Origin of the sequence: Halorubrum sp. Eb13 (assembly GCF_002252895.1) — an archaeon.
Classification (GTDB): Archaea; Halobacteriota; Halobacteria; order Halobacteriales; family Haloferacaceae; genus Halorubrum.
The window spans coordinates 1-23,346 of record NZ_NHPE01000011.1 but is presented as its reverse complement, the minus strand read 5'-3'; the positions used below and the strand labels follow the sequence as shown (position 1 = coordinate 23,346).

Here is a 23,346-nt window from a genome sequence, read left to right as displayed (position 1 = left end):
CTGTCGCCGCGGTGGTACTCGGTCACGCGGAGCGCGGAAGGAGACAGAACGGGACCGCGGGGACGGCTCAGTCGTCCGCGACGGTGGGAGCGACCGGCGCCTCCGGTTCGGTCGGCGCCTCCGGCTCGGCGGCGGCCGGCTCCGGCTCGGCGGCGGCCGGCTCCGAGGCCGGTGCCCAGCTCAGGTCGCGCTCGTACTCGAACGCGCGGTGGTCGCGCGTCGGGTCGACGACCGTCAACGAGAGCCAGTCGTTGTCCAGCAGTTCCGTCACCTCGTCGTGGTCGGCCAGCGCGTCGGTGACGCGTTCCACGGGGGCGTGCACGACCGTCGAGAGGCGGAGCGGCTGGTGGTACGGGACGCCGTCGGCGGCCATCAGCGACTGGCTGGGGAGCCCGGTCATCAGATCGCCGCCGTTCCCCTGGTAGACGCCGACGTTGCCGACGGGGTTCTGCGTCGCCTTCGACCCGCTCCCGTAGGTCGCGTTGTCGACGGTCGAGAAGTAGTACTGCGCGTTGATCCACTGGGTGACGACCATCGGCCCGGCGAGGATCGCCTCGAGCGCGTCGCCGTCGGGGTCGGTCGACCAGTCGTACGAGTGGAGGAACGCGCGGCCGTCCAGGTCGAGGTCGCTCGTCAGCTCGCGGGGACCCACGACGAAGCCGGCGTTGCCGGCCAGTCCCCACTCGGGGCGCGTCTCGGCCCAGTCGCCGGCGCGGCGCTCGGTCTCGCCGACGCCCGCCGAGGCGTCGGCGCCCATCGCGTCCGCGCGTTCGGCGGCCGCGCTCTCGCGGGCCGCCGCGAGGTCCGCGCGCAGCGCCGCGAGGTCGTCCGCGTGGCTCTCGGGCACGTCCCCGTAGAGCTCGATCTCGTCGGTCGTCGTGTTGTGTTCGCCGGCGAGGAAGACGGTGTCGTCGGGGACGTCGAAGCCGCGCTCGCGCAGCGCCGCCTTCACGTCGGGGTCGGCGCAGATCGCCGCGAGGACGCGGGCGTTCGGCCCGCCGGGGTTGCCGGCACACGCGCCGCAGTCGAGGCTCGAGTCGTAGGGGTTGTTGGTCGTCTCGCTCGCGTGGCCGGCGAACACCACGAGCCGGCCGAACTCCGTCCAGCCCATCAGATCGAACGCGGTCGCGGCGTACTCGACCTTCTCCTCTTGGGTCAGTCCGATCGGAAGATCGCCGGCGTAGGCGTGCTGGTGGTGGACAGTCTGCTCGCAGAACTCGCGGTCGTCGGGCACCGCGTCGTCCGCGGCCCCCAACAGGTCGCGAACGCGGCTCGGCACCAGCGTGCGGGCCGCGAGCGCCAGTCCGTACCCGCTCCCCGCGTTCTCCACGAAGCCGAAGGCGCTGGCGGGGTTCGTCTTCAGCTTCTTGACGACGTCACCCGCGACCTCGCGGACGCTCGACCGGCGGTCGCGGCGCGCCTGCGCGTCTCCGTCGGTCGGTATCTCGCTGATGCGGTGCTGGGGATCGAGGATGGGCGGGCAGGCGTCGACCGACACGTCGGCGTCGTACGCCTGATACTCCATCGGAACGCCGAAGAAGCCGGCGTACCCGTGGGTCTCGTACTCGCCCTCGTCCTCGATGTGACGCCGGATCACCTCCGACCGCGTGTCGATGCAGAACACCAACTGCGCGTCGGGGCGGGCCGACGGGTCGCTCTCGCCCGAGGAGTCGCCCCCGGCCGGCGGGTCGCTCTCGTCCGGCGACTCGCAGCCGGCCAGGGACCGGCTCTCGGCGAGCGACCGGCTCTCGGCGGTCACGCGCCCGACGACCTCGGAGCGGTAGCTCGCCTCCCAGGCGCTCAGAAACGCCTCGGCGAGCTCGTCGGCCGGATCGGCGTCGGCGCTCCCGGGATCAGTGGACGGCTCGACATCGACGCCGAACCCGTCGAGGAGCGCGAGACGGACCGCGACGTAGTCCGCGAGCGTGATCGGGTGGACCGACTGCCACGCCCCCTCGTCGTCCGCGCGCTGCTTGATGAACCCGGCCCAGCCCGGAAGCGCGGCCAGCTGTTCCTCGAAGACGGGGACCCACTGGCTCTCCGGGTACGGCTCCAAGACGGCCTCGATGGCCTCGGTCGGGGTCTCCGGGAGCGACGCGACGACCCCCTCGTCCGGGACGTCGGCGTCGTGCGGTGCCAGCTCGCGGAAGGCGGCGTAGAACCCCTCGTCGCGGTTCGGCATCGGCCACGCGGCGCCGCCCTCGTCGAGGAACGCCGACAGCCACTTCGTCAGCACGTGATCGACCCGCTCGGCTCCGCCGTCCGGCGCCGCCGACTCGACCGACGCGTCCACGCGTTCGAGCAGCGTCTCCGGGTCGGCCTCGTAGCCGCGGTCGGCGAGCTCCGCGGCGAGCGTCTCGCGGTCGATCCGGCCGTCGTCCAGCGCCGCGCGGAAGACCTCTCGGCTCGGGTAGCCGCGTCCGCCCAGCACGTCGGCGGCCTGCGTCACCGCCTCGTCGAACGGTATGTTCTCGAACCCCGAGAGGGGGTTCGCCGTCACGAACGAGTGGATCGGCCAGACCGATCCGACCGTCGCCGCCGCGTCGTCGATGCCGTCTCGGATAGTGGATTGAGTGCTCATTGAACTCCTCCGCTGTCGTACTCCTCTGCGTTCGTCAGCACGGTTCCGGACGACGGGTGGCCCCAGTTCAGGAGCGCGACGTAGAGCCGGCGACTGCGCTCGTGGACGCCGGTCTCTATCGCCACGTACGCGGCGAGGAAGGCGGCGGCCACGAGCCCGTGTAGCGCGGTCAGTTCGGTCGGCGCCGCGACGACCGGGAGCCCGGTGAGGAGCGACGAGACGCCCCTGTAAACGAGCGCGTACACGGTGATCGCCGGCAGGAAGACCAGCGGGACCGCCCCGTAGCGGACCGCCGGCGGCAGCGACGCGTGCCGGACCGCGCCCCGCGCCGCGTGGAGGGTCGTGAACACCACGAACAGGACGAGCAGCAGGCCGGAGTCGACGCTCGTTCCCTTCCCCGTCAGGAGCACGAACGCCGCGCCGCCCGCCAATCCGGTCAGCAGCGTCACCGCGCCGTCGGCGACGCCGGAGACGCCCGTCCGGGGGGCCGTCTTCCCGCTCGGGGCCGTCCGTTCGACTGCACCGCCCGCACCGAGGAAGTGGTAGGCCTTGTAGAAGCCGTGCAGGATGAGGTGGGTGACGGCGGCCCCGAAGAACCCCAGACCGGCCTGCATGATCATGAATCCCATCTGCCCCACCGTCGAGCAGGCCAGCTTGCTCTTGACGTCCGGCCGGACGGACTTGAGGAGCTTCCCGAGCAGCGCGCTGGTCGCGCCGACCGCGACGATAGCGAGCATGAGGCCGGCGTCGACGGTGACGACCGGCGCGAACCGGAGCAGCAGGACGCCGCCGGCGTTGACGAACCCGGCGTGCATCAGCGCCGACGCCGGCGTGGGGGCGGTCATCGACGAGAGCAGCCAGCCGTGGAACGGAAGCAGCGCGGACTGGATCATCGCCGCGAGGACGAGCGCGCCCGCGGCGACGACCCACAGCGGTCCGCCGAGCCCGTCGGCGGCCGCGGCGACGCCGGAGACCGTCGTGGCGCCGGTCGCCCGCCAGAGCGCGGTCAGCGCGACGCCGAGGAGCGCGCTGCTGGCGACGAAGTACCGCCGAGCGAGCGACGCGGCGGCCCGCGCCTGTCTCCACCCGTCGACGACGCCGATGAGCCTCGCCATCACCAGCCCCATCGCCAGCCACAGCAGTCCGAACGCGGCGAGGTGGTCGGCCGCGACGAGGGCCATCACGGTCACCTCGAAGGCGAACACGGCGAGGAAGAACCGCGTCTCGTGGGCGCTTCCCGCCATGTACCGGCGCGAGTAGCTGTGGACGACGCCGCCGAAGAAGGCGACGACCACCCACATCAGGACGGTGAGTCCGTCGACGGCGAACGCGCCGGGGACCGCCGGGGCGAAACCGAATCGGACTCGGGCGACGAGGACCGCGAGGCTCGCGGCGAACAGCGACCAGGCGAGCCACGTGAGTGCGACGGGCGCGAACGGCGTCTCCGCCGTCGCGTCCGGGAGCGCTCCGACCGTCGTTTTCGAGTTGGATTCCGACATCGTTCGGCTCGTGCGACCAATCTCCGTAGCCGACCCGCACGGCGAACCGGTATCGGTCGTCTCCACTCCGTCTAGTGAACAGATTGTGTATTAAATCTGTTTATCTTCACAAACTGTTCGATATAATCTCATTATAGAACATTATAGTTATCGCGAGGAGACGGGTCCGCGTCGTGAACCGAGCGGAGCGGGTTCGCAGGCGTAATCGTGGACGTGTCCGGACGGGGTTCGTCCCGAGCGGCTCGTCCGCGGGTCCGTAACGGATACGTCGCCGACGACCAGTCCAGTTCTCGGTCCGTTCGCGAATCGCGTTCAGAAAACCATATCGTTATCCGATCCGCAGTGTCGGTATGGAGGAACTCACCGGGACCGTCCTCGCCGGCGAGTCGTTCGAGCCGACTCGCGGGCGTCTCGTCGTCGACGACGGTCGGATCGAGGCCGTCGAGGAGACCGACACGGAGTCGACCGACATCGTCCTGCCCGCGTTCGTCAACGCCCACACGCATCTAGGGGACTCCGTCGCGAAGGAGGCGGCCGTCGGGCTGTCGCTCGACGAGGCGGTGGCCCCGCCGGAGAGCCTGAAACACCGGCGGCTGGCGGCCGCCGACCGCGCCGACCTCGTGTCAGCGATGCGCCGAACGCTCCGGTTCGCGCGGCGGACCGGTACGATCTCCTGTTTGGACTTCCGGGAGAACGGAGTGGCCGGGGCGCGGGCCCTCCGCGAGGCGGCGTCGTCGGTCGCCGTCGACCCGTTCATCTTCGGGAGCGGCGACCCCGCCGTCCTCGACGTCGCCGACGGGTACGGGGCCTCCGGGGCGAACGACGACGACTTCGCCGACGAACGCGCCGCGTGCGAGGACCGCGGCGTTCCCTTCGCCATCCACGCCGGCGAGCCGGACGCGACCGACATCCACCCGGCGCTCGACCTCGATCCGGACCTGCTCGTTCACATGGTACACGCCGAGCGGGAGCACCTCGAACGCGTCGCGGACCGGTCGGTCCCGGTCGCCGTGTGCCCGCGCGCGAACGAGGTCCTCGACGTCGGAACGCCGCCGGTCCGGGAGCTGCTCGACCACACGACCGTCGCGCTCGGCACGGACAACGTCATGCTGAACGCCCCGTCGATGTTCCGCGAGATGGCGTACACGGCGAAGCGGTTCGACGTGACCGCCCGGGAGGTGCTACGGATGGCGACCGCCGCCGGCGCCGAGATCGCGGGGCTCGACTGCGGCGTCATCGCGCCCGGGCGACGGGCCGCGCTCGTCGTCCTCGACGGCGACTCGGACAACCTGGCCGGCTCGGAGGACCCGGTGCGGGCGGTCGTCCGGCGCGCGACCGCGCTCGACGTCAAGCGGGTCGTCGGGTAGCGACCGGTCCGCGTTCAGGAGTCGGTCTCGGCGTCGAACTTGCCGAACGGCGTCGCCTCGTGGCTCCGAACGAGCACCTCGTCCGCGACGGTGAGCCCCATGTCGAGGAGCTCCTGTGCCACGGGCGTGATGTCGCCGTCCGACTCGCCGACCGCCGTCACGAGGAGGTTCTGTTCGCCGGTGACCAGCTCCTGCACCGAGATGACGCCGTCGATCTTCAGGATCTCGGGGAGCAGCTCGCCGCGCTCGGGTATCGACGCGGTGCAGTAGAGCAGCATCCGGAGCGGATACCCCGACTTCTGGTAGTCGACGTCGGCGCTGTACCCCTTGATTATCCCGTCTGACTCGAGGCGCTGGATGCGTTTGCGGACGGTGCTGTCCGACGTCCCGGTGCGCTCCGCGATGTCCCCTGACGAGGTGTTTCGGGCGTCCTCTTGGAGCGCGTACAGGATCGCCCTGTCCACGTCGTCGATCGCTTCGTCAGCCATACCGGAGCCTCCGTGGCATAGCCACTTTACTGTTCTATGTCGCTTTTAAACGGAGCGGGGACGCCCGACGCGAGTCCACCGCGGCCTACGCCACGTCCAGCGACGTGTCACCCTGCGCCTCGACGACGACCACGGGGACCTCGGCGTCGTCGATCACGGTGTCCGTCGTGGAGCCGAACACGAACCGGCCGACGGCGCCAGTGGTGGGGGCGCCGACGACCACGAGGTCGTAGTACGGCGACTGCTCGACGATCGCGCCCGCGGCGGTCCGGTCCTCGACGAGCCAGCGGTCCACCCTGTCGAAGTCGCCGAGGCGGTCGCGGGCCGACGAGAGGAGGCGATCGCCGGCCGCGGCGTACTCGGCGGCGTCGGCGTCCTCGCGGTCGCCGACCGGCGTCGCGTCCCCGTCGACGAGCGCCTCGTCGGAGGGGACGACGTGGAACAGTTCGAGCCAAGAGCCGGTCGCGTCGGCGATCTCGCGGGCCACGTCGACGGTCGCCCCCGTGTGCGGGCCGGCGCCGACGGCCACGAGGATCGAGGACACGCGGTCCGGCCGCGCCGCTCGGTCTTTCCCCTTCAGACGGGCGTGCGCCGCCGTCGTGGTCGACGCGGCCGCCTCCCTGACCGCCGGTTCGACGACAGGCTCGCCGACACCGTCGCCGACCGTCGGCGCCTCGGCGCTCGCTTCGTCCGCGTCGCTCCCGTACATACCCCCAACGTCAGACGCGCGTCAGATAAATCCCGCCGGTCCGCGCCGACCGTTCGAGGGCGTCAGTCTCTGAAGAACGCGTCGCGCTCGAACGGCTCCGCCTCGCCCTCGACGGCGACGACGTCGAGCGCGGTGACTTCTGCGCCGACGCCCAGCAGCCCGGCGAGGCTCGGCTCGGTGCGGCCCTCGTCCCCCGAGATCAGCTCCTTGATGTAGAGCCCGCCGGCGCCGCGGACCTCGACGGTCGCGTGACGCGGGTCGTCGACCTCCGCGGTCGCCTCGTACACGTCGCGCTCGCGGGTGAGGCTCGCGCGCCGGTGGTCCACTCGGTTCGGGGTGTACTGCTCGACCGTCGTCCCCTCCAGTTCGTCGACCGCCTCGGCGAGGGCGTCGGCGTCGACGTCGGCGTCGAACGCCACCTGCGCGCGGTAGCGCTTGGCGGCGTCGTGCTCCTTCACGCGCTCGACCATGTCGTAGGTCGCGAGCCGGAGCCCCTCGACCTCGACGGCGCCGTCGGCGAAGGCGTTGATGTCCGACTGGAGGCGCTCGACGTCGACCCGACGCCGACGCGGCTCCTCCACCTCGATCACGAACGGCCGTCCGGTGCCGAGCATGAGCGCGTCGACGTCCTCGCGGCCCGCCCCGTGGAACGTCGCCTCCGTCCCGTCCATCACGTCCTCGACGATCGGCGCGGTGTACTCCTCGACGCTGTCGTCGTAGAGGTAGCCGGAGCCCCCGCAGTGGTCGCAAGGGTCCGCGCCCTGCCGGCCGGAGCCCTTGCACTCGCGGCAGGGCCACTCGGTCTGCGGGATGTCGCGCTCCAGTTTCCTGTATCGCCCGTACACGAAGGTGGAGTTCACCTTCGCGTCGATCTCGTCGTCCGCGAGGTCGATCGTGAACTGCACGTCCGGGCGGTCGAAGGACACCTCCGCACCCGTGAGCCGGCCGAACCGCTTGCCGACCTCGCGGTTGAACTCGGATTTAAACGGTTCGCCCGCGTCCTCGTCCAGCCCGGCGTCGGCGCGGAGCAGCGCCTCGTTCTCCTCGATCAGCGGCGGCGGGCGCGTGCCGACGTTGTACGTGGCGAACTCGATCCCCTCGACCGCCTCGGCGGCGCGCTCGGCCCACGCGTCGAACTCGGTGCAGCGGCCCTCGCAGACCCAGCAGTCCGCGGTGTCGACCGGTTCGTGGTCCTCGTCGTCGCGCAGCGAGAGCGAGACGCGCAGCGCCGACCCCCGCTCGGCGTTCGACAGCCCGAAGCTCCGGTCGGCGACCAGCCGGCCGAGACAGGCGTCGCACACCGGTCCCGTCTCGGTCGCCCGCGCCGCGACCTCCAGTACGTCCATACGAACCCCAGCGCCCGGCGTGGTAACTGTCTTACTACATCGGGGGCGACGGGTGGTCGCGGAGGACCGGCGCCGCGGGACGCGCGGCCTCCCGGCCGACTTAAGAGGGTCCGATTCGTTTCGCCGGGCGTGAACGAGCCGGCGTCCCGGGAGGAGAAGCTGGAGCTCGGCGTCGAGCTGCTCGCGCACCTCGAGCACGAGGAGCTGGCGCTCCCCGACGCGATCGACCGGATCGAGACGGTGACGACGAGCCCCGCGCTCACCCGCGACATCCTCGACGCCGCCGAGAAGCGGGGCGTCATCGAGCGCGAGGACGCCCGGCTCCGAGTCCAGCGAGGCGGCACCTACGTGAACTACGACAGCCAAGTCGTCCAGCGCGAGGGCGAGTTCGAGTGTCGCCGCTGCGGGACCTCGATTTCGACCGGACACTTCGTGAAGCTCGACGCCGGCGAGCTCGGCCCGTTCGGATCCTCCTGCATCCGGAAGGTGACCGGGCGCGATAGCGACGACGAGTGAGAACCGCGGTCTCGACGCGCATTTTTAAATAACCGACGCGGTGGCGCGTGCCTGCGAGCGGCTGAAAGGCCGCGAGCAGCGAGGGACCGGAGGTCCCTCTGGCAGCCGGCGGCCTCGCCGCCGGCGACAGCACGCGCGAGGGACGCGGCGAGCGCTCTTGAGCGCGAGCCGCGAGGCTGGGAGGTACGAGGTTGCGGTGCGGTTGCGGTCGGGTGGGACTCAAAGGGGCAGTCGCGAGGACGAAGCACGGCGCAGCAAGGACCGCAGGAGCGAGTGAAACGAGCGACCGAGGACCGCAGCAAGCCGCGCGAGTCCTCGCGACTGGGGCTTTGAAGATGTTCTCTCAGGTACCGACAGTGACTATTTATATAGGGTTGGCCGGTCCGGACAAGACACTGCTCATCGAAGCACGATCACGGGGCTCTGTTGAAACCCTCAGCAAGTGGTATGTTCTGCTCCGATAGCGGTCAATACGGACGAGGTATCTAGTGAAGCCTTCTGCCTTTGAAGAGTCCATACGGCATTTCGGGATTACTACACCCCTTATAACCGTCGGTGAGGTAAACTGTGCGTATGGTCCCTGAATGGTCACGACGGAAGACCCTCCACCTCTCCGGTGTAGCAGCCCTCACCGGCCTTGCTGGTTGTAGCGCCGTGGGATTCGACGCGCAGCCACAGGTTAGTTCATCGCTTGGAACGACTGCCTATGATGCGGTCATCGGTGACCAACCGACGCCCGAGGAGGGTGCCCCCGCGGTCTGGGGAGTACTACTCGCGCATCCAGACGCCGCGCGCAAACTCATCGACTGGGGAGCGCTCACCCCAGCAGAGGGCGACGGCGGCCCCGGGACGGAGTTCCGCACGTTTGACCCGAATACGCAGTTCATGTCGGTGATTGTCGGCGTTCTTCCGACGGGTGACGCCCTCACGGACTATCGCGAAGAGAACGGGAATGTCGTCGAAGACGTCGTCGATGACTTCACCGACCGCTCTGTCTACCGAAACGGGCAACTTCGATACGACGTGACCTCATACCAAGCGTTCCCGCCGGATCCGGACACCCCTGAGTATCATTACGACTATTCGTTCACTCTCTGGCATCTGAACGGTGCCGACCGACCGACTGAAATCGCCGTCGATTATCACGACGCCTGAGACGATCCAGTAGTTCCGATGACTACCGTAGCGTCTCGGTGGTCAATACGCGTTCCCTACTGACGAGCCATTTCTGACGAGGAAATGTCTGGAGAATAGGATTTCAACAGAGCCGAGGGCGGTTATCCCGGCACCCACCCTCGTATGCCACGTTCTGACGCGCAAGCGAACGGTTTTTGCGTCGACCGACGGGAGGGGACGTATGGACGAGGACACCCCCGAGGAGACGGGGCCGTCGGCGGGCGGTGCCCGCGACGAGACCCCGGGATCGCCCCGCGCCGACGGCGGGACGGAGCGCGCGGACGGACCGACCGAGGACGTCGCGCTCGACCCGTGGGGGTCGGCGTCGGTCGGCGACTACGCGGACCTGTTCGAGGAGTTCGGCATCGAGGCGTTCGACGACGTGGCCGACGACGTGGTCGACCCGCACTACCTGATGCGCCGCGGCGTCATCTTCGGGCACCGCGAGTACGACGCCGTCGCCGAGGCGATGGCGAACGACGAGCCGTTCGCCGCGCTCTCCGGGTTCATGCCGACCGGCGACCCGCACATCGGCCACAAGCTCGTCTTCGACGAGATCATCTGGCATCAGGAGCAGGGCGGCGACGCGTTCGGCCTGATCGCCGACCTCGAGGCCCACTCCGCGCGGGGGATGTCGTGGGACGAGATCGACGAGCACGCGCGCAACTACCTCCTCAGCCTCCTCGCGCTCGGCTTCGACGCCGAGGACGGCGAGCTGTACCGGCAGTCGGATAACCGCGAGGTCCAGGACCTCGGCTTCGAGCTGGGCTCGAAGGCGAACTTCTCGGAGTTCGAGGCCATCTACGGCTTCGACGGCGAGACCAACATCTCGCACATGCAGAGCGTCGTGACCCAGACCGCGGACATCCTCTACCCGCAGCTCGTCGACGAGCCGAAGCCCACCGTCATCCCCGTCGGCCCGGATCAGGACCCGCACGTCCGGCTGACCCGCGACCTGGCGACGCGGATGCGCTACTTCAAGGTGACCGAGGCGTTCGCGAGCTTCGAGCTGGACGACGCGGAGCGACAGCTCGTCCGGGCCGCCTACGACGCGCTCGCGGCCGACGTCGACGACGCCGAGACCGACGTGCGTTGCGAGGGCGCCGCCGCGTGGCTCGCCGACTACGAGCCGCCGGAGGCCGGCGCCGCCGACAGAGACGCCGCCGATGGGGACGCCGCCGACGGAGACGCCGACGACGCCCTCGACCTCGCGGCCGCCAAGTCGACCGCCCTCGACAAGCTCCGCGCGGGCGGCAAGGAGCCGCTCCGCCCCCGCGTGCGCTTCTTCGACCGCAACGCCACCGACGAGGCGTTCGAGGCCCTGATCGAGGCGGTCGAGGGCGACAAGCGCGTCTTCGAGGGCCACGTCGACGCCTTCGACCTCACCCGCGGCGAGGCCGAGTCGCTCGCGCGCGAGGTCGAGATCGATCACGACGGGTTCGGCTTCCGCCAGCCCTCCTCGATCTACCACCGGTTCATGACCGGGCTCACCGGCGGGAAGATGTCCTCGTCGATCCCGGCGAGCCACATCTCCCTGCTCGACGACCCCGAGGACGGCTACGAGAAGGTGAAGGCGGCGACCACCGGCGGGCGCGACACCGCCGAGAAGCAGCGCGAACTCGGCGGCGAGGCCGACGAGTGCCCCGTCTACGAGCTGTACGCCTACCTGCTCGCGGGCGACGACGACGAGCTCACGAAGACCGTCTACTCCGAGTGCGTCAACGGCGAGCGCCTCTGCGGCGGCTGCAAGGAGCAGGCGGCCGAGCTCATGCGAGAGTTCCTCGAAGACCACCAAGAGAAGCGCGAGGAGGCCGAGGAACTCCTCGACGACCTCGACATCGACCTCGACTCCGACCGGCGCGGGACGGGCGGCGAGCACTGAGTCGTCCCCTCTCGGCGTAGCAGGTGATTCTCGCACACTTTCTTTATGAATAGACAGTGCGGTGGCGCGTGCCTGCGAGCGGCCGCCGGGGGCGGCCGCGAGTCAACTCGCGCGAGGGAGTCGGCGGTCCGGAGCGAAGCGGAGGACCGCCGACAGGGCGAGAGCGAAGCTCTCGCTTGCAACCGGACGTAGTCCGGTGACGAGGCTGGGGAGGCGTGAGGTGCTGTGCGGGCGGGACTCGAAGGGGCAGCCGCGAGGACAGCGCAGGCGTTCACGAGAGCAAAGCTCTCGTGAGCCAATCAGAACGCTTCGCGTTCTGATGACGACGTAAGCACCGGAACGAGGGAGTGAACGGAGTGAGCGACCGAGTGAGGAGCGCAGCGAGCGTGCGCTGTCCTCGCGGCTGGGGCTTCGGAGGTGTTTGTCGCCGGTTCGCTAGCGACCATTTATAAGCGAGCGGCTGGGGCTTCGGAGGTGTTCTCAGCGGAACCGAACTCGACTACCTATAACAGCGACCGACTTACAGTTCGTCTTTCACGTACACGCCCAGTAGTCCGCCGAGCGCGCTCAACACGACGGAGTAGGCGACGCCGCCCAGCACGGCGATCGCCCCGAGGAGGAAGATTCCCCCGGCTGCGATCCCGATCTCGGCCGGGAACGCGAAGAATCCCAAAAGCGGGAAAACGACCAGCACGAGCAACAGCAGCCCGACGATCGGGATCGACGCGATCGCGCCGGAGAACGCGCCGACCCGCAGCCCGTCGTCGCCGTTTAAATACCCGGCGACCGCGCCGCCGAGGAGGGGTGAGATACCGGTGAACGAGAGGACGGCCGACGCGATAGCGCCGACCACCGCGTTGAGGAGGGTGTTTTCGGTGTCCATGCGCTGTCCGACTCCCGGTGGCGGCATACGTTTTGCGGACCTCGAAGTGCGAGCCATCCACGACCGACGCGACCGCCCGACGACCGAGGCGATAGTTTATGAGGCGGGCGCCACCTCTCACGGGTATGAGCGAGGAGGAGACGATCCACGTCGCGGACGTCAGCGAGGGGATCGGCGGCGACGCGACGGTACGGATCGGGCTGTTCCAACCTCCTGAAGAGTTACGTGACATCACATGACTAGTACCCAGCATGAACGGGACTCTCACTCACGAGCGAACCGGATGTCTGAAATGACCGAGGAAGCCCCGTGGAGGCAGGCGGATCGCCTCCGATCGCTGTACATCGGAGAAGACCTGTCGACGAGCGAGATCGGTGAGCAACTCGGTTGTAGCCGCAAGACTGTCGAGAACTGGTTAAAAAAGCACGACATCGAGAAATCCAGACCTTGGGAAGACGAGGAACGACTTCGCTCTCTCCGCCAACAGGGAATGAGCGAAGCCGACATCGCAGACGAGTTGGACTGTAGTCAAGCAACCGTTCACAACTGGCTAACCAAATTCGGGATCGACACGAGTCGGACGCGACCGGAACGGCCGTGGCACGACGAGGAGACGTTACGTGAACTGTACGTCGAATCGGAGATGACGATGGACGAAGTCGCCTCGGAACTCGGCTGTGGTCGGCAAGCGATAGAGGTGTGGATACATCGTCACGATATCGAAACGCGGTCGTACAACCCGGAAACGCCGAAAGCACTTCAAGATGAATCGAAGCTCAGATCGATGTATCTCTCGGACGGAATGAGTACGTACGCGATAGCAGAGCAACTCGACTGTGCTCCGTCTACAGTCCATGACTGGTTACACGACCACGGAATTGAAACCCGGACAGTCGGTTCACAGCCCGGAGAACTACACCATCGCTGGGAGGGTGGTGTAGACGAATACTACGGCGACAACTGGGCGAAACAGCGGCGTAAGACCCTTCGGCGAGACGACTACGAATGTCAACGGTGCGGCATCACGCAGTCCGAACACAGGAACCGGACTGACATCGGCTTAGACGTTCACCACAAAACGCCGATCCGTACGTTTCAGTCCCCCGAAGACGCGAACACGTTGGATAACCTTGTAACGCTTTGTCGTTCGTGTCACAATACCATTGAGCCGCCAAACGAGAACCAAAATGACTGACGCTCAACAACAGATCCCTGTCGGCGTCGATCAGGAACAGGACACGGAAATTTCACTCCCAGTAGTGGAGCTGCTCACCGGACGGGGATTTATAACGGGCAAGTCCGGATCGGGTAAAAGCAATACCGCCTCGGTCGTCGCCGAGAAACTCCTCGATTCGGCGCTTGGTATTCTCATCGTTGACGTAGACGGTGAATATTACGGTTTGAAGGAAGAATACGAGATCCTCCACGCCGGCGCCGACGACGAGTGCGACATCGTCGTCTCGCCCGAACACGCCGAGAAGCTCGCGACGCTCGCCCTCGACCAGAACGTCCCGATCATCCTCGACGTCTCCGGCTACCTGGAGGAGGAGACCGCGAACGAGCTCCTCTTGGAGGTCGTCAAGCAGCTGTTCGCGAAGGAGAAGCGCATGAAGAAGCCGTTCCTCCTCGTCGTCGAGGAGTGCCACGAGTACATCCCCGAGGGCGGCGGGATGGACGAGACGGGCAAGATGCTGATCAAGGTGGGCAAGCGCGGCCGGAAACACGGCCTCGGCATCGTCGGGATCAGCCAGCGCCCGGCCGACGTCAAGAAGGACTTCATCACGCAGTGCGACTGGCTCTGCTGGCACCGGCTCACCTGGGACAACGACACGAAGGTGGTCGGGCGGATACTCGGCTCCAAGTACTCGAGCGCGGTCGAGGACCTCGGCGACGGCGAGGCGTTCCTGATGACCGACTGGGACGAGTCGATCCGCCGGATCCAGTTCCACCGCAAGGCGACGTTCGACGCGGGCGCGACGCCCGGGCTCGACGACTTCGAGCGCCCCGAACTCAAGTCGGTCTCCAGCGACCTCGTCGGCGAGCTCCAGTCGATCTCCGACGAGAAGGAGCGCCGCGAGTCGGAGATCGCCGACCTCCGGCAGGAGCTCGACAAGAAGGACCGGCGGATCGCCGACCTCGAACGCGAGCTGGAGGAGGCCCGCGACCTGAGCAGCATGGCCGACCAGTTCGCGCAGGCGCTCCTCGGGAAGGCCGAGGCGCCCTACCGGGGCGGCGGCGGGGCCGCGCCCGGTACCGAACCGTCTGCGGTCGGCGCCGGCGAGAGGGTCGGGGACGGCGGTGACGAGGACCAATCGGTCCTCAAATCGTATGACGAGGCGGTCGCGGCGACCCTCGACGGCGACGACATATCCGACGCCGACGGAGGGACGGACGCCGACGACGCGACCGAGACCGCGGCGGACGCGGACGACGCCGAGGACGCCCTCGACGCCTCCGACGCCGCCGACGCCCCCGCCGCCGTCGACGGCGACCCCGAGGACGCCGCCGCGCCGCCGGACGAGGACGTCGAACCCGTGACGCGCGCGGACGTGGCCGAGAGCGCGCTCCGCTTCGACGACGCGGTCGAACTCGGCACCCGCGAGGCGGTCATCGAGGAGCTCCGCGGCCGGATCGAGGCCCTCCCGGAGCTGTCGCGAGGGATGCTCCGTCACTACCGCCGCGAGGGCGTCAGCGACCCCGTCGCCGCCCACATCGACGCCGGCGGCGACGGCGACTCCGGCCACGCCTACAGCCGCCATCGCCCGGTCCGGCGCGCGGGGCTGATCCGGCACGCCGGGCGCGGGCACTACGCTTACGCCGTCCCCGACCTGATCCGGGAGGCGTACGCCGACCGCCTCGACGAGGAGAGCGTCCGGAAGATCGTCCGGGCGGTCGAGACGGTCTTCGTCCCGCCGGCGGAGCGGAGCTATCCGCCGGACGCGGACCCCTCGGCGGTCGATCCGAGCCGAGACCGGACGCCGGGCGACGAGGGCGACGCGGCGCTCGTCAGCGGCGACGGCGGCGCCCCAACCAGCGACGGGTCCGACGTCGGCGACGGAGACGCGCCCGACGGTGCCGCGGACGCGGACGAGAGCCCGGCGGAGACCACCGATCGATCGGACGCCGGCGGCCTGACCGACGCGGCGCGGCGGTTCGCCGACCGCGGCCCGACCGCCGACGAGTGAGCCGGCGGCGGTCGGGGCGCTCGCGGCCTTCGACTCGCCGGTCACCGTCGTCGGACTGCCGCGCCTCGCCGCCGGACTCGCCGCGGTCGCCGCCCTCCTCGCGGCCCGCGGCGGCGGCCTCCCGCGCGCCTGGCTCGTCGGGTTCAGGCGGCTGGGCGGTTCGGCGACGGGGGCGCCGAGTCGGAGTCGGATCGGCGCGGCGGCGACGCTCAGAACGGGACCGAGAGGTACTCGCTCGGCACCGCGTTCCGCGCCGTCACCTGCGGGTCGACCACCTGACTGATCTCCAGGCCGCCGACGAGGCTGGAGAACAGGTACGCCTCGGTCCTGGAGAGGCCGTGGTCGCGCGCCAGCAGCCGAACGATATCGCGGTTCGCGATCTCCACCGCCTCCGCCATCGTCTCGGCGCTCGCGACGGTCTTGACCGCGTCGCCGGTGTCGACGAGCGGGCGGTCGAGCGGGACCTCCGGCTCCTCGATCACGGACAGCGTCACGTCGATCTCGGTGGCGATCTCGGCGCCGGTCCCGCACATCTCGCCGTCGGCCATCGCGGCCTTGGAGTCGCCCATCGCGAGCATCGCGCCCGCCTGGAAGACCGGGAAGTACGCGGTCGTCCCGGTCGTCATGTCGGTCGTGTCGAGGTTCCCCCCGTGGTCGTCCGGCGTCAGCGTCGAGATCGCCTCGTCGGCGGTGGCGACCCCGATCGTGCCGATCACGGGATCGATCGGGACGTCGATCCCCTCGAACTCGATCCGGTCTCCGCCGCCGATCCCGTCACTCCCGCCGCCGATCCCGTCGCTCCCGCCGCCAGCGCCGTCGCTCCCGCTGCCAGCGCCGTCGCTCCCGTCGCCCTCGCCGTCCACTTCGGTGATCCGCGTCGCCGGATGCTCTATCCCCGGGTCGTCCTGCAGGAGGCCGAACCCGGGCGCCGTGAGGACCCGCCCGCGGTCCTCTGCGACGCGCACGTCCTCGATCTTGACCGCGAGCACGTCGCCGGGGCTCGCCCCCTCGACGGCGATCGGACCGGTCGCCGCGTTCACCTCCTCGGGGATCGCGTCCAGCAGGTCGTCGTCGCTCTGGATCTCGCCGTTCAGGCTGTCGATGGTCTCGATCGTGAGCGACTCCCCGTCGGCCGCCTCGTAGACCGGCTCCATCTCCGGCGCGAACTCATACACGTGGCCGTCGGTGTGTGAGATCACTTCTCGTGACATGTCGGTCTCGACTCGGGGGCGCGCCGTCAAAAATCCCGGCGGGGAGGTTCCGTTTGAACGGGACGGCGGAACGGAACGCGCGAGAGGGTACAACGGAACGCACGAGAGGGTACAACGGAACGCGCGAGACGACGGAACGGAACGCCTCCCTCACCACCGCGGCTCCAAGTAACGGATATATTTCACGTTAGATCAACTTTACAGGTAAACGTCTCTCATGAGGAACAATGACATCTTCTCGGGGGCTGTCCCGCGTGCTTCTCGTCGTCTGCCTCGTCGCTCTCGCGGGGTGCGCGGGCGCGTCGCTCGGTGACCCGGCGCCCGACACCGGGTCGACGCCCGATACCGGGGCGGCGACCGACGGCGGGGCGGACGTCGCCGCGGCCAACGGCTCCTTGGAGGTCCACTTCGTCAACGTCGGCCAGTCCGTGAGCACGCTCGTCGTCGGACCGGACGGCGAGACGATGCTCGTCGACACGGGCCACTACAACGACGACGGGGAACACGTGCTGGAGTACCTCCGGCGGCACGATATCACGCGGATCGATCACCTCGTGACCACGCACAACGACGCGGACCACATCGGCGGGAACGCCGCGATCATCGACTACTACGAGACGGAGGCCGACGGGATCGGCGCGGTCTACGATCCGGGGATCGCGGCAAGCACACGAACGTACGGCGAGTACCTCGACGCGATCGAGGCGCACGACGTGACGCTGTACGAGACCCGCGAGGGCGACTCGATCGCCTTCGGCGAGGTCGACGTCGACGTGCTCGGTCCCCCGGAGCCGTACCTCGAGAACGAGGCCCGCAACGAGAACAGCGTCGTGCTCAAGATCGCGCACGGCGAGACGAGCTTCGTGCTGTCCGGCGACGCCGAGGACGACCAGGAGGCGTACCTCGTCGAGACGTACGGCGATGAGCTCCGGTCGACGGTGTTGAAGGCGGGCCACCACGGGTCGAGCAGCTCCTCGAGCGAGGCGTTCGTCGACGCCGTCGACCCGCGGGTCGCGGTCGTGTCGAGCGCCTACGACTCGCAGTACGGGCATCCGCACGAGGAGGTCCTCCGGCGCTTCGCCGACCGCTCGGTACCGACCTACTGGACCGCGACGCACGGCGACGTCGTCTTCGTCAGCGACGGCGCGAACGTCTCGGTGCGGACGCAGCGGGACGCGCCGACCGAACCGCTGTCGCTCCGCGACGGCGACCCGGTCGGTCCCGGAGCGGGCGGTGACGTGGTGGAACGGGCCCGAATAGGCGGCGGCGGGGCGGTCGCCGTCACCGACGGCGGTGACGACGCGGACGGCTCCGGCGGGAGCGACGACGAGACGGCCGCCGATTCGAACCGCACGCTCGCGGTCGCGGCGATCAACGCCGACGCCGCGGGCGACGACCGCGAGAACCTCAACGACGAGTACGTCGTCTTCGAGAACGCGGGCGACGAGACGCTCGACCTGTCGGGGTGGACCGTCGAAGACGAGGCCGGGAAGCGGTACGAGATGCCGGACGGGGTGACGCTCGCCCCCGGAGAGACGCTGACGCTCAGGACGGGGAGCGGGACCGACACCGAAACCGACCTCTACTGGGGCGCCGGATCGCCGGTCTGGAACAACGGCGGCGACACCGTGATCGTCGAAAACGCTACCGGGGACCGCGTGCTAGCGGAGTCGTACGAATGACCGAGATCGATCTCGCGGACGGAACGTACACGGCGGTCGTTGACGCGGTCGAAGACGGGTTCGCGACGCTCTTCTTCGAGCGCGACGGCGACGAGGTCGGTAACGTCGTCCTCGGCGTCGACCGATTACCGGACGACGGGCGACACGCGGACGCGATCCTAGACGTGGAGGTCGAGGACGGATCGATCGCGACCGCGACCTACGAACCCGAGCGCACGTCGTCCCGTTCCGAGGCCGCGCAAGACCGGTTCGATCGGTTATCGAGCCGACCGCCGAAAGACGACGACAAATAGCGGGCCGAAGCCGGCCGTTTTCGAACGCTATCCGTTCTAATCAGAAGTGTAGCTACCGAAGCTCCCGCTGCTCGGTTTTGTTCAGGTAGCTGAAATCCATGATGGAATCTCTGAAATAGTGTCCAGCGACACGTCCAATACGACAAAATTCAGGACGCAAAGAGCGTGTATCGGTGGCGTATTTATGTGAGATGCCCTTGCTCTACGGAGAGTCGTTCCGATCGGCTAGCGCGTGTCTAACGAGTCGATCACTTCGGATCAGGTTGCTCGTTATTGCGTTGCTGTCGAAGCGTAGACCGCGCCCGCTCGACGTAGGAGTTCGACGACCAACTGCGAGCGTCACTCATCTCGGCCAAGAACTCGTCGGCAGCGTCCGGCGAGATCGCGTCGTTGCGAACCAGCGCGGTGAGGAGGATGGGCGTCGTGACGAGGCGGGTCTCGGCCAGCGAGGCGTGGACGAGCGCAAGCCGATTGAATTCGTCGCAGATCAGTTGTACGGCGTCGATATCGTTCGCCAGCGTAACCGCCGCGTTCTCGCCATCGTCCAGGGGGAACGTCTCGTCTAGTTCGACGGAACGAGTCTCGAACGCAGAGCGACGGTCGAGAACCGCCTGTGCCGCCTCACCGGATGCGTCGTCGTAGGACGCAGTCTCGGTGAGTTCGTCGATGACCTGCTCTGGGACGACCACGGTGTGCGAATCGAGGAGGAGGTCGAGTGGATTCGGTGAGCCCCCCGCCACCGTCCCGAGGCTTACGAGAGCCGACGTGTCGGCGACTATCAGAACCATCTACGAGTCGGCCAGCTCCTCCGCGACCTCGTCCACGAATTCGTCGGTCAGTTGCTCTTTCAACAGGTGGAAGTTGGCGGCCTCCTCGTGCCCGACGAGGTCTTTCAGTTCCTCGAACGTGATATCGTCGTCGTAGAAGGCCTCCGCGATCTCCTGTTTCACCTCGTCGGAGTGCGCGGCGTCCCGCAGGTAGTCCCGAAGCGCGGAGATGAGGATGTCCGTCCGATCCGTCTCGAACACCGCAGCGAGCGCGTCGGCCCGGTTTACTAGTCCCCTCGGTGCACGGAACTGGACGCGCTTCTTTTCGGACTCGGAACTCATATGTGTACATTGTGAGCACAGAGGCAAAACGCTTGCCCTCTTGTCACTACCACATCCTTCGGAGCCACCGCGGACATGGTGTTTTTCATCGAGTCTGAATCGAAAGAGCAGCTATCGGAAGGTGATTCGGCAGCCAAACCGGCAACAAACGGCCTAAGAAACCTGTTTGTAGCTACCGAGACTCGCGCTGCTCAACTTTGTTCAGGTAGCTGAAATCCACATTACTATCTGACGAAAACAAGGGTCTGGGCAACCCCAAAACGTACGGAAACGACCGCTACAAGCCCTGAAACGCGTACAGATATAAATGTGCCCAGATATGGTCACATTCGGAGTTCCCTCGTGGCGGCTTCGCCCGGGTCAGTTCAATCGGTTCAACGAAGTGGTTCAACCACACCACGACTACGATGTGAGACATCAAATCGCAAAAAGAGGTGTGTAACCCCCGAAATCGGGCATGAAAGCAAAATACCAGAGTATATACATGAGTTTTTCGTCGGTCCGAGTATGAGTCAGACAGATTATGACTTGACGACCGTGACCGCCACCGACCACCCCCGTGTCTTCCGCAACGGACCCGCGTTTTCCCGGGGCGAACTGGAAGTTGCGAACGACATCGCAGATGCCCTCGACGACCAGTGGCGCGTTGTCATCACGATGGGGCCGTACCGAGGATACAACATCCACTACGACCTCAAACCCGATTCGCACATCGTCCACTTGGACTTTTACAGCGTGAGGCCTGCCACTGGGTACGACCGCCAGCAGGTCATCGCAGACATCCAGCAAGGTGTCAAACAGGCACAGGGCCGGTAGACCACCCCCCTACTCAGACTATTCTCCGACCTCGGGGTCACCCCAGCAGACGACTAACCACGCGGCGCTTTTTTGGAAGTACGGCGTGTAACGACGCAATATGCCCAACGATGATTGTGAAACACACCTCGTCCCCGAGGGAGTCCTCCGAGGTATCGACAACATCGCCAACGGCAACCAAGGAGGACCTTCGAGACGTGCTGAAGTTCGGACCAGACTTCAAGGAGGGTGACGAATGACCATCGTCTCCGACGCCGATGTGCGGGACGGCCAACAGTGCATCGAGGGCATGGACGTGACCGTCGAAAGGGGTGTACGTCGCGTACGCCCGGAGAGGTTTGGAGCCTGCCGAGGTCGCGAGTGAGTACGGCATGTCTAATTACCCATCCTTTTATTTCCACTACAGTCCTACTATTGTGGTATGAAATCTCCGGCTCACAAATGTGGTTTCGAGTTCAGGCCGGATAATCCGGATGAGAATGTTGAGAGAGAAGTTTCTAGCCAAGAAAAACATACTCCAAAAAACACAAATTCTTGCCTTCGTCCAGTCTACGAAGAATCTACGGATGGATATTGTAAATGGCACACAGATTTAATTGGAAAAACAGAAGAATTCCTTTCAGATATTAAGTCGCGTACTTCTGAACGGCTTGATGGTGCAAAACTAGTTGAGGCTGAACTCTCTGATTCTAGAATTCTCAAACAATCGAGTTTACGTGATGCCGTTCTTGTTGATGCTAATTTGTCAGGTGCTGTTCTAATAAGGACGAACTTAGAGGAAGCAATTCTTGTAGGTGCAAACTTAGCCGATGTGGATTTACGGGATTCAAACCTTCAGGGTTCTAACCTGACAGATACAGATTTGACTGGCGCAAGTTTGATGGGTACAAATTTACGCGAATCAAATTTGGAATATGCGGATATTACAGGAGCTAATTTAAGTGGAGTCGACTTACGTGAAGCATCTCTTTCAGAATCAATTTTAATTGATGCAGATTTTACATTATCTAATCTATCTCTCGTAGATTTGTCAGGGGCTACACTATTACAGACTAATCTTGATGGGGCAAATCTAGAGGGGGCCGACCTATCTGGAGCAAATCTCAACCGTGCTAATTTAAAAAATGCTAATTTAAAAAATGCTGATTTATCTGACGCAACACTTGTTGAGGCCTCACTCGCTGGTGCTGACTTGAGAAATTCCAATTTAGAAAACGTAGATTTATCTGGTTGCAATATAGAAAACGCTGATTTAAGAGGAGCTAATCAAGAAGGAGTGACATATTCAGGAGTGAAATTTGATGGAGCTAAGGGTATATCTTTGAAAAAGCGTCTATCTTATAACATGATTTTTGATAAGTATCTTCAAACGTTGTCTGTATTTGGGCTTCTATCGGGTTTCTTGATTTTGTCTTCATTAGTCTTATTTCCGTATCTGATAACTCAGCGGGTGATAGATACATTTATAATTTCAGGTGCTGGTGTTCTATTATTAATATTATTTTCAAGTCTTCTACCACAATCTGAAAAGCCCATCTGGATACGGTACTTCAGTAGGTGAGAGGAATGGCCCAAAGAAAACGCCTGATTCGGTCTCTGGCCGCAGGCCTTGGGACCGTAGCTTTAGCAATTATAACTCTTCCAGAGTCCTCAATCGTTGCTGTAGCCCTTATTACTATTGCGTTTTTAGCTGTTACTGTTGAGTCGTATCTGCCTGAAGAAAATGAAGGAGCGACCTCTGAAGGAGAGGAAAAAAGTCAGTCATATGGTCAGTTGGACCGAAAGATGGACCAACTCGATAGAAAATACGACCAGTTGGACCGAAAGATGGACCAACTCGATAGAAAATACGACCAGTTGGACCGAAAGATGGACCAACTCGATAGGGAATTTGAACTCCAGTCAGAACGGACCTCTATAAAAGAAGTCGAAGAAAGTCCTAGCTCTGTTGAGAGCAGTTCTAAGGAATCTGAGAAGGAATATGAAAGATAATGTGTATCCTACGTAATTGTTGATTACGCGTCAATTGCTGGCTTCTGTCGCCTCAAGACTGATTGAAAATCTACTGAATTGAGGCCGCTCGGTGCATGCTTCAATTAGATTCATTACTTATTGTTTCATAAACAAGAAACATGGGAACTTGCGAGGCCGCGCCTGACGAGTACTGTGGTCACGTCTTGGAACCGAAGGAGGGGGAAGCAGACGACGACTGGCACATAAGGACTCGGAATGCTGTCTGTCTCCGTAACCCGAAGTACGACGGGCTTTGCGTCTGGCACGCCGATACCGACGCGAAGACCGCCGAAGAAATGGTTGAGTCAAGACTGACACCCGATGATGTACCGTGGGAAGCGTACCATGTGAAAGAACACTTCGGCGGCGCAATCCTCCGAGGAATCGAGTTTCCTGATGCCGACTTCCGACACGCCAAGTTTCCTTGTGCCGACCTCCGACACGCCAAGTTTCCCGATGCTGACCTCCGACACGCCATGTTTCCCGATGCTGACCTCCGACACGCCAAGTTTCCCGATACTTCCCTCTACAAGGCCGAGTTTCCCGATGCCTCTCTCTACGAGGCCGAGTTTCCCGATGCCTCCCTCTCT

22 protein-coding genes are annotated in these 23,346 nt (G+C 65.4%); 13 read left to right on the top strand and 9 right to left on the bottom strand.

All coding sequences use genetic code 11. The annotated features are described in order from the left end of the window. Positions 1-67: 67 nt before the first annotated feature. Together DJ75_RS01060 and DJ75_RS01055 are read right to left on the bottom strand one after the other, a co-directional pair. On the bottom strand, positions 68-2,581 hold the full coding sequence (locus tag DJ75_RS01060; RefSeq protein WP_094522027.1) for a DUF2309 domain-containing protein: 2,514 nt from the start codon (positions 2,579-2,581) through the stop codon (positions 68-70). Beyond that, positions 2,578-4,080: a proton-conducting transporter membrane subunit gene (locus DJ75_RS01055; protein WP_094522043.1), complete on the bottom strand. Its 1,503-nt coding sequence runs from the start codon at positions 4,078-4,080 to the stop codon at positions 2,578-2,580. The genes DJ75_RS01060 and DJ75_RS01055 overlap by 4 nt, the downstream gene beginning before the upstream one ends. Positions 4,081-4,430: 350 nt before the next feature. Between DJ75_RS01055 and DJ75_RS01050 the strand changes: the two genes are divergently transcribed. Then, positions 4,431-5,447: an amidohydrolase family protein gene (locus tag DJ75_RS01050; RefSeq protein WP_094522026.1), complete on the top strand. Its 1,017-nt coding sequence runs from the start codon at positions 4,431-4,433 to the stop codon at positions 5,445-5,447. A 14-nt stretch (positions 5,448-5,461) separates the two neighbouring features. On the opposite strand, the gene DJ75_RS01045 is transcribed toward DJ75_RS01050, so the two are convergent. From DJ75_RS01045 to DJ75_RS01035, 3 genes are all read right to left on the bottom strand, one after another. Further along, complete coding sequence (locus tag DJ75_RS01045) at positions 5,462-5,935, bottom strand: Lrp/AsnC family transcriptional regulator (protein ID WP_094522025.1); 474 nt, start codon at positions 5,933-5,935, stop codon at positions 5,462-5,464. An 85-nt stretch (positions 5,936-6,020) separates the two neighbouring features. Next, positions 6,021-6,644, bottom strand: coding sequence for a universal stress protein (locus DJ75_RS01040; protein WP_094522024.1), 624 nt, complete (start codon positions 6,642-6,644; stop codon positions 6,021-6,023). Positions 6,645-6,706: 62 nt separating this feature from the next. Next, positions 6,707-7,990, bottom strand: coding sequence for a tRNA pseudouridine(54/55) synthase Pus10 (locus DJ75_RS01035; protein ID WP_094522023.1), 1,284 nt, complete (start codon positions 7,988-7,990; stop codon positions 6,707-6,709). Between the two features lie 129 nt (positions 7,991-8,119). On the opposite strand from DJ75_RS01035, the gene DJ75_RS01030 reads away from it, so the two are divergent. From DJ75_RS01030 to DJ75_RS01020, 3 genes are all read left to right on the top strand, one after another. Then, positions 8,120-8,506 carry a DUF5830 family protein gene (locus tag DJ75_RS01030; RefSeq protein ID WP_094522022.1) on the top strand — a complete coding sequence of 129 codons (387 nt, stop codon included), beginning with the start codon at positions 8,120-8,122 and terminating at the stop codon, positions 8,504-8,506. Positions 8,507-9,079: 573 nt separating this feature from the next. Further along, entirely contained in the window at positions 9,080-9,661 is a 582-nt protein-coding gene (locus DJ75_RS01025) for a hypothetical protein (RefSeq protein ID WP_094522021.1), read from the top strand. Between the two features lie 202 nt (positions 9,662-9,863). Next, a complete protein-coding gene (locus tag DJ75_RS01020) occupies positions 9,864-11,564 on the top strand; it encodes a tryptophan--tRNA ligase (RefSeq protein WP_094522020.1) in 1,701 nt (566 codons plus the stop codon). A gap of 520 nt (positions 11,565-12,084) precedes the next feature. On the opposite strand, the gene DJ75_RS01015 is transcribed toward DJ75_RS01020, so the two are convergent. Continuing rightward, complete coding sequence (locus DJ75_RS01015; protein ID WP_094522019.1) at positions 12,085-12,447, bottom strand: DUF5518 domain-containing protein; 363 nt, start codon at positions 12,445-12,447, stop codon at positions 12,085-12,087. Between the two features lie 292 nt (positions 12,448-12,739). On the opposite strand from DJ75_RS01015, the gene DJ75_RS01010 reads away from it, so the two are divergent. Both DJ75_RS01010 and DJ75_RS01005 read left to right on the top strand, forming a co-directional pair. Then, on the top strand, positions 12,740-13,642 hold the full coding sequence (locus DJ75_RS01010) for a helix-turn-helix domain-containing protein (protein WP_176451400.1): 903 nt from the start codon (positions 12,740-12,742) through the stop codon (positions 13,640-13,642). After that, on the top strand, positions 13,635-15,632 hold the full coding sequence (locus DJ75_RS01005) for an ATP-binding protein (RefSeq protein ID WP_394338267.1): 1,998 nt from the start codon (positions 13,635-13,637) through the stop codon (positions 15,630-15,632). The genes DJ75_RS01010 and DJ75_RS01005 overlap by 8 nt, the downstream gene beginning before the upstream one ends. Before the next feature lie 209 nt (positions 15,633-15,841). Here DJ75_RS01005 and DJ75_RS01000 read toward each other — a convergent pair whose 3' ends face one another. Continuing rightward, complete coding sequence (locus DJ75_RS01000; protein ID WP_094522017.1) at positions 15,842-16,843, bottom strand: acetamidase/formamidase family protein; 1,002 nt, start codon at positions 16,841-16,843, stop codon at positions 15,842-15,844. Positions 16,844-17,070: 227 nt separating this feature from the next. Here DJ75_RS01000 and DJ75_RS00995 point away from each other — a divergent pair, with 227 nt between their 5' ends. Together DJ75_RS00995 and DJ75_RS00990 are read left to right on the top strand one after the other, a co-directional pair. After that, positions 17,071-18,525 carry a lamin tail domain-containing protein gene (locus tag DJ75_RS00995; protein ID WP_094522016.1) on the top strand — a complete coding sequence of 485 codons (1,455 nt, stop codon included), beginning with the start codon at positions 17,071-17,073 and terminating at the stop codon, positions 18,523-18,525. Continuing rightward, positions 18,522-18,818: a DUF3006 family protein gene (locus DJ75_RS00990; protein WP_094522015.1), complete on the top strand. Its 297-nt coding sequence runs from the start codon at positions 18,522-18,524 to the stop codon at positions 18,816-18,818. Before DJ75_RS00995 ends, DJ75_RS00990 begins: the two co-directional genes overlap by 4 nt. A 248-nt stretch (positions 18,819-19,066) precedes the next feature. Here the strand turns inward: DJ75_RS00990 and DJ75_RS00985 are convergent, their stop codons facing one another. Further along, complete coding sequence (locus tag DJ75_RS00985; protein WP_094522014.1) at positions 19,067-19,606, bottom strand: hypothetical protein; 540 nt, start codon at positions 19,604-19,606, stop codon at positions 19,067-19,069. After that, complete coding sequence (locus tag DJ75_RS00980) at positions 19,607-19,927, bottom strand: hypothetical protein (RefSeq protein WP_170938244.1); 321 nt, start codon at positions 19,925-19,927, stop codon at positions 19,607-19,609. A gap of 507 nt (positions 19,928-20,434) precedes the next feature. Here DJ75_RS00980 and DJ75_RS00975 point away from each other — a divergent pair. The 5 genes from DJ75_RS00975 to DJ75_RS00965 all read left to right on the top strand — a co-directional run. Continuing rightward, a complete protein-coding gene (locus tag DJ75_RS00975; protein ID WP_094522013.1) occupies positions 20,435-20,743 on the top strand; it encodes a hypothetical protein in 309 nt (102 codons plus the stop codon). Positions 20,744-20,978: 235 nt separating this feature from the next. After that, complete coding sequence (locus DJ75_RS18925; protein WP_254921866.1) at positions 20,979-21,107, top strand: hypothetical protein; 129 nt, start codon at positions 20,979-20,981, stop codon at positions 21,105-21,107. Between the two features lie 57 nt (positions 21,108-21,164). Beyond that, complete coding sequence (locus DJ75_RS00970) at positions 21,165-22,304, top strand: pentapeptide repeat-containing protein (RefSeq protein ID WP_094522041.1); 1,140 nt, start codon at positions 21,165-21,167, stop codon at positions 22,302-22,304. Positions 22,305-22,309: 5 nt separating this feature from the next. After that, on the top strand, positions 22,310-22,735 hold the full coding sequence (locus DJ75_RS18010) for a hypothetical protein (RefSeq protein WP_141211948.1): 426 nt from the start codon (positions 22,310-22,312) through the stop codon (positions 22,733-22,735). 140 nt (positions 22,736-22,875) lie between these two features. Continuing rightward, the coding region (locus tag DJ75_RS00965; RefSeq protein WP_141211947.1) for a pentapeptide repeat-containing protein at positions 22,876-23,346 on the top strand (471 nt) is incomplete at its 3' end.

Excerpts from the sequence above, each read along its gene's own strand:
- DJ75_RS01005 (WP_394338267.1), top strand. The coding sequence starts at position 13,635 with ATGACTGACGCTCAACAACAGATCCCTGTCGGCGTCGATCAGGAACAG.
- DJ75_RS01060 (WP_094522027.1), bottom strand. The coding sequence starts at position 2,581 with ATGAGCACTCAATCCACTATCCGAGACGGCATCGACGACGCGGCGGCG.
- DJ75_RS00975 (WP_094522013.1), top strand. The coding sequence starts at position 20,435 with ATGAGTCAGACAGATTATGACTTGACGACCGTGACCGCCACCGACCAC.
- DJ75_RS00980 (WP_170938244.1), bottom strand. The coding sequence starts at position 19,927 with ATGAGTTCCGAGTCCGAAAAGAAGCGCGTCCAGTTCCGTGCACCGAGG.
- DJ75_RS00970 (WP_094522041.1), top strand. The coding sequence starts at position 21,165 with ATGAAATCTCCGGCTCACAAATGTGGTTTCGAGTTCAGGCCGGATAAT.
- DJ75_RS01055 (WP_094522043.1), bottom strand. The coding sequence starts at position 4,080 with ATGTCGGAATCCAACTCGAAAACGACGGTCGGAGCGCTCCCGGACGCG.
- DJ75_RS01035 (WP_094522023.1), bottom strand. The coding sequence starts at position 7,990 with ATGGACGTACTGGAGGTCGCGGCGCGGGCGACCGAGACGGGACCGGTG.
- DJ75_RS01010 (WP_176451400.1), top strand. The coding sequence starts at position 12,740 with ATGACCGAGGAAGCCCCGTGGAGGCAGGCGGATCGCCTCCGATCGCTG.
- DJ75_RS01015 (WP_094522019.1), bottom strand. The coding sequence starts at position 12,447 with ATGGACACCGAAAACACCCTCCTCAACGCGGTGGTCGGCGCTATCGCG.
- DJ75_RS18010 (WP_141211948.1), top strand. The coding sequence starts at position 22,310 with ATGGCCCAAAGAAAACGCCTGATTCGGTCTCTGGCCGCAGGCCTTGGG.
- DJ75_RS01020 (WP_094522020.1), top strand. The coding sequence starts at position 9,864 with ATGGACGAGGACACCCCCGAGGAGACGGGGCCGTCGGCGGGCGGTGCC.
- DJ75_RS18925 (WP_254921866.1), top strand. The coding sequence starts at position 20,979 with ATGACCATCGTCTCCGACGCCGATGTGCGGGACGGCCAACAGTGCATC.
- DJ75_RS00995 (WP_094522016.1), top strand. The coding sequence starts at position 17,071 with ATGACATCTTCTCGGGGGCTGTCCCGCGTGCTTCTCGTCGTCTGCCTC.
- DJ75_RS01025 (WP_094522021.1), top strand. The coding sequence starts at position 9,080 with ATGGTCCCTGAATGGTCACGACGGAAGACCCTCCACCTCTCCGGTGTA.
- DJ75_RS01000 (WP_094522017.1), bottom strand. The coding sequence starts at position 16,843 with ATGTCACGAGAAGTGATCTCACACACCGACGGCCACGTGTATGAGTTC.
- DJ75_RS00985 (WP_094522014.1), bottom strand. The coding sequence starts at position 19,606 with ATGGTTCTGATAGTCGCCGACACGTCGGCTCTCGTAAGCCTCGGGACG.
- DJ75_RS00990 (WP_094522015.1), top strand. The coding sequence starts at position 18,522 with ATGACCGAGATCGATCTCGCGGACGGAACGTACACGGCGGTCGTTGAC.
- DJ75_RS01040 (WP_094522024.1), bottom strand. The coding sequence starts at position 6,644 with ATGTACGGGAGCGACGCGGACGAAGCGAGCGCCGAGGCGCCGACGGTC.
- DJ75_RS01045 (WP_094522025.1), bottom strand. The coding sequence starts at position 5,935 with ATGGCTGACGAAGCGATCGACGACGTGGACAGGGCGATCCTGTACGCG.
- DJ75_RS01050 (WP_094522026.1), top strand. The coding sequence starts at position 4,431 with ATGGAGGAACTCACCGGGACCGTCCTCGCCGGCGAGTCGTTCGAGCCG.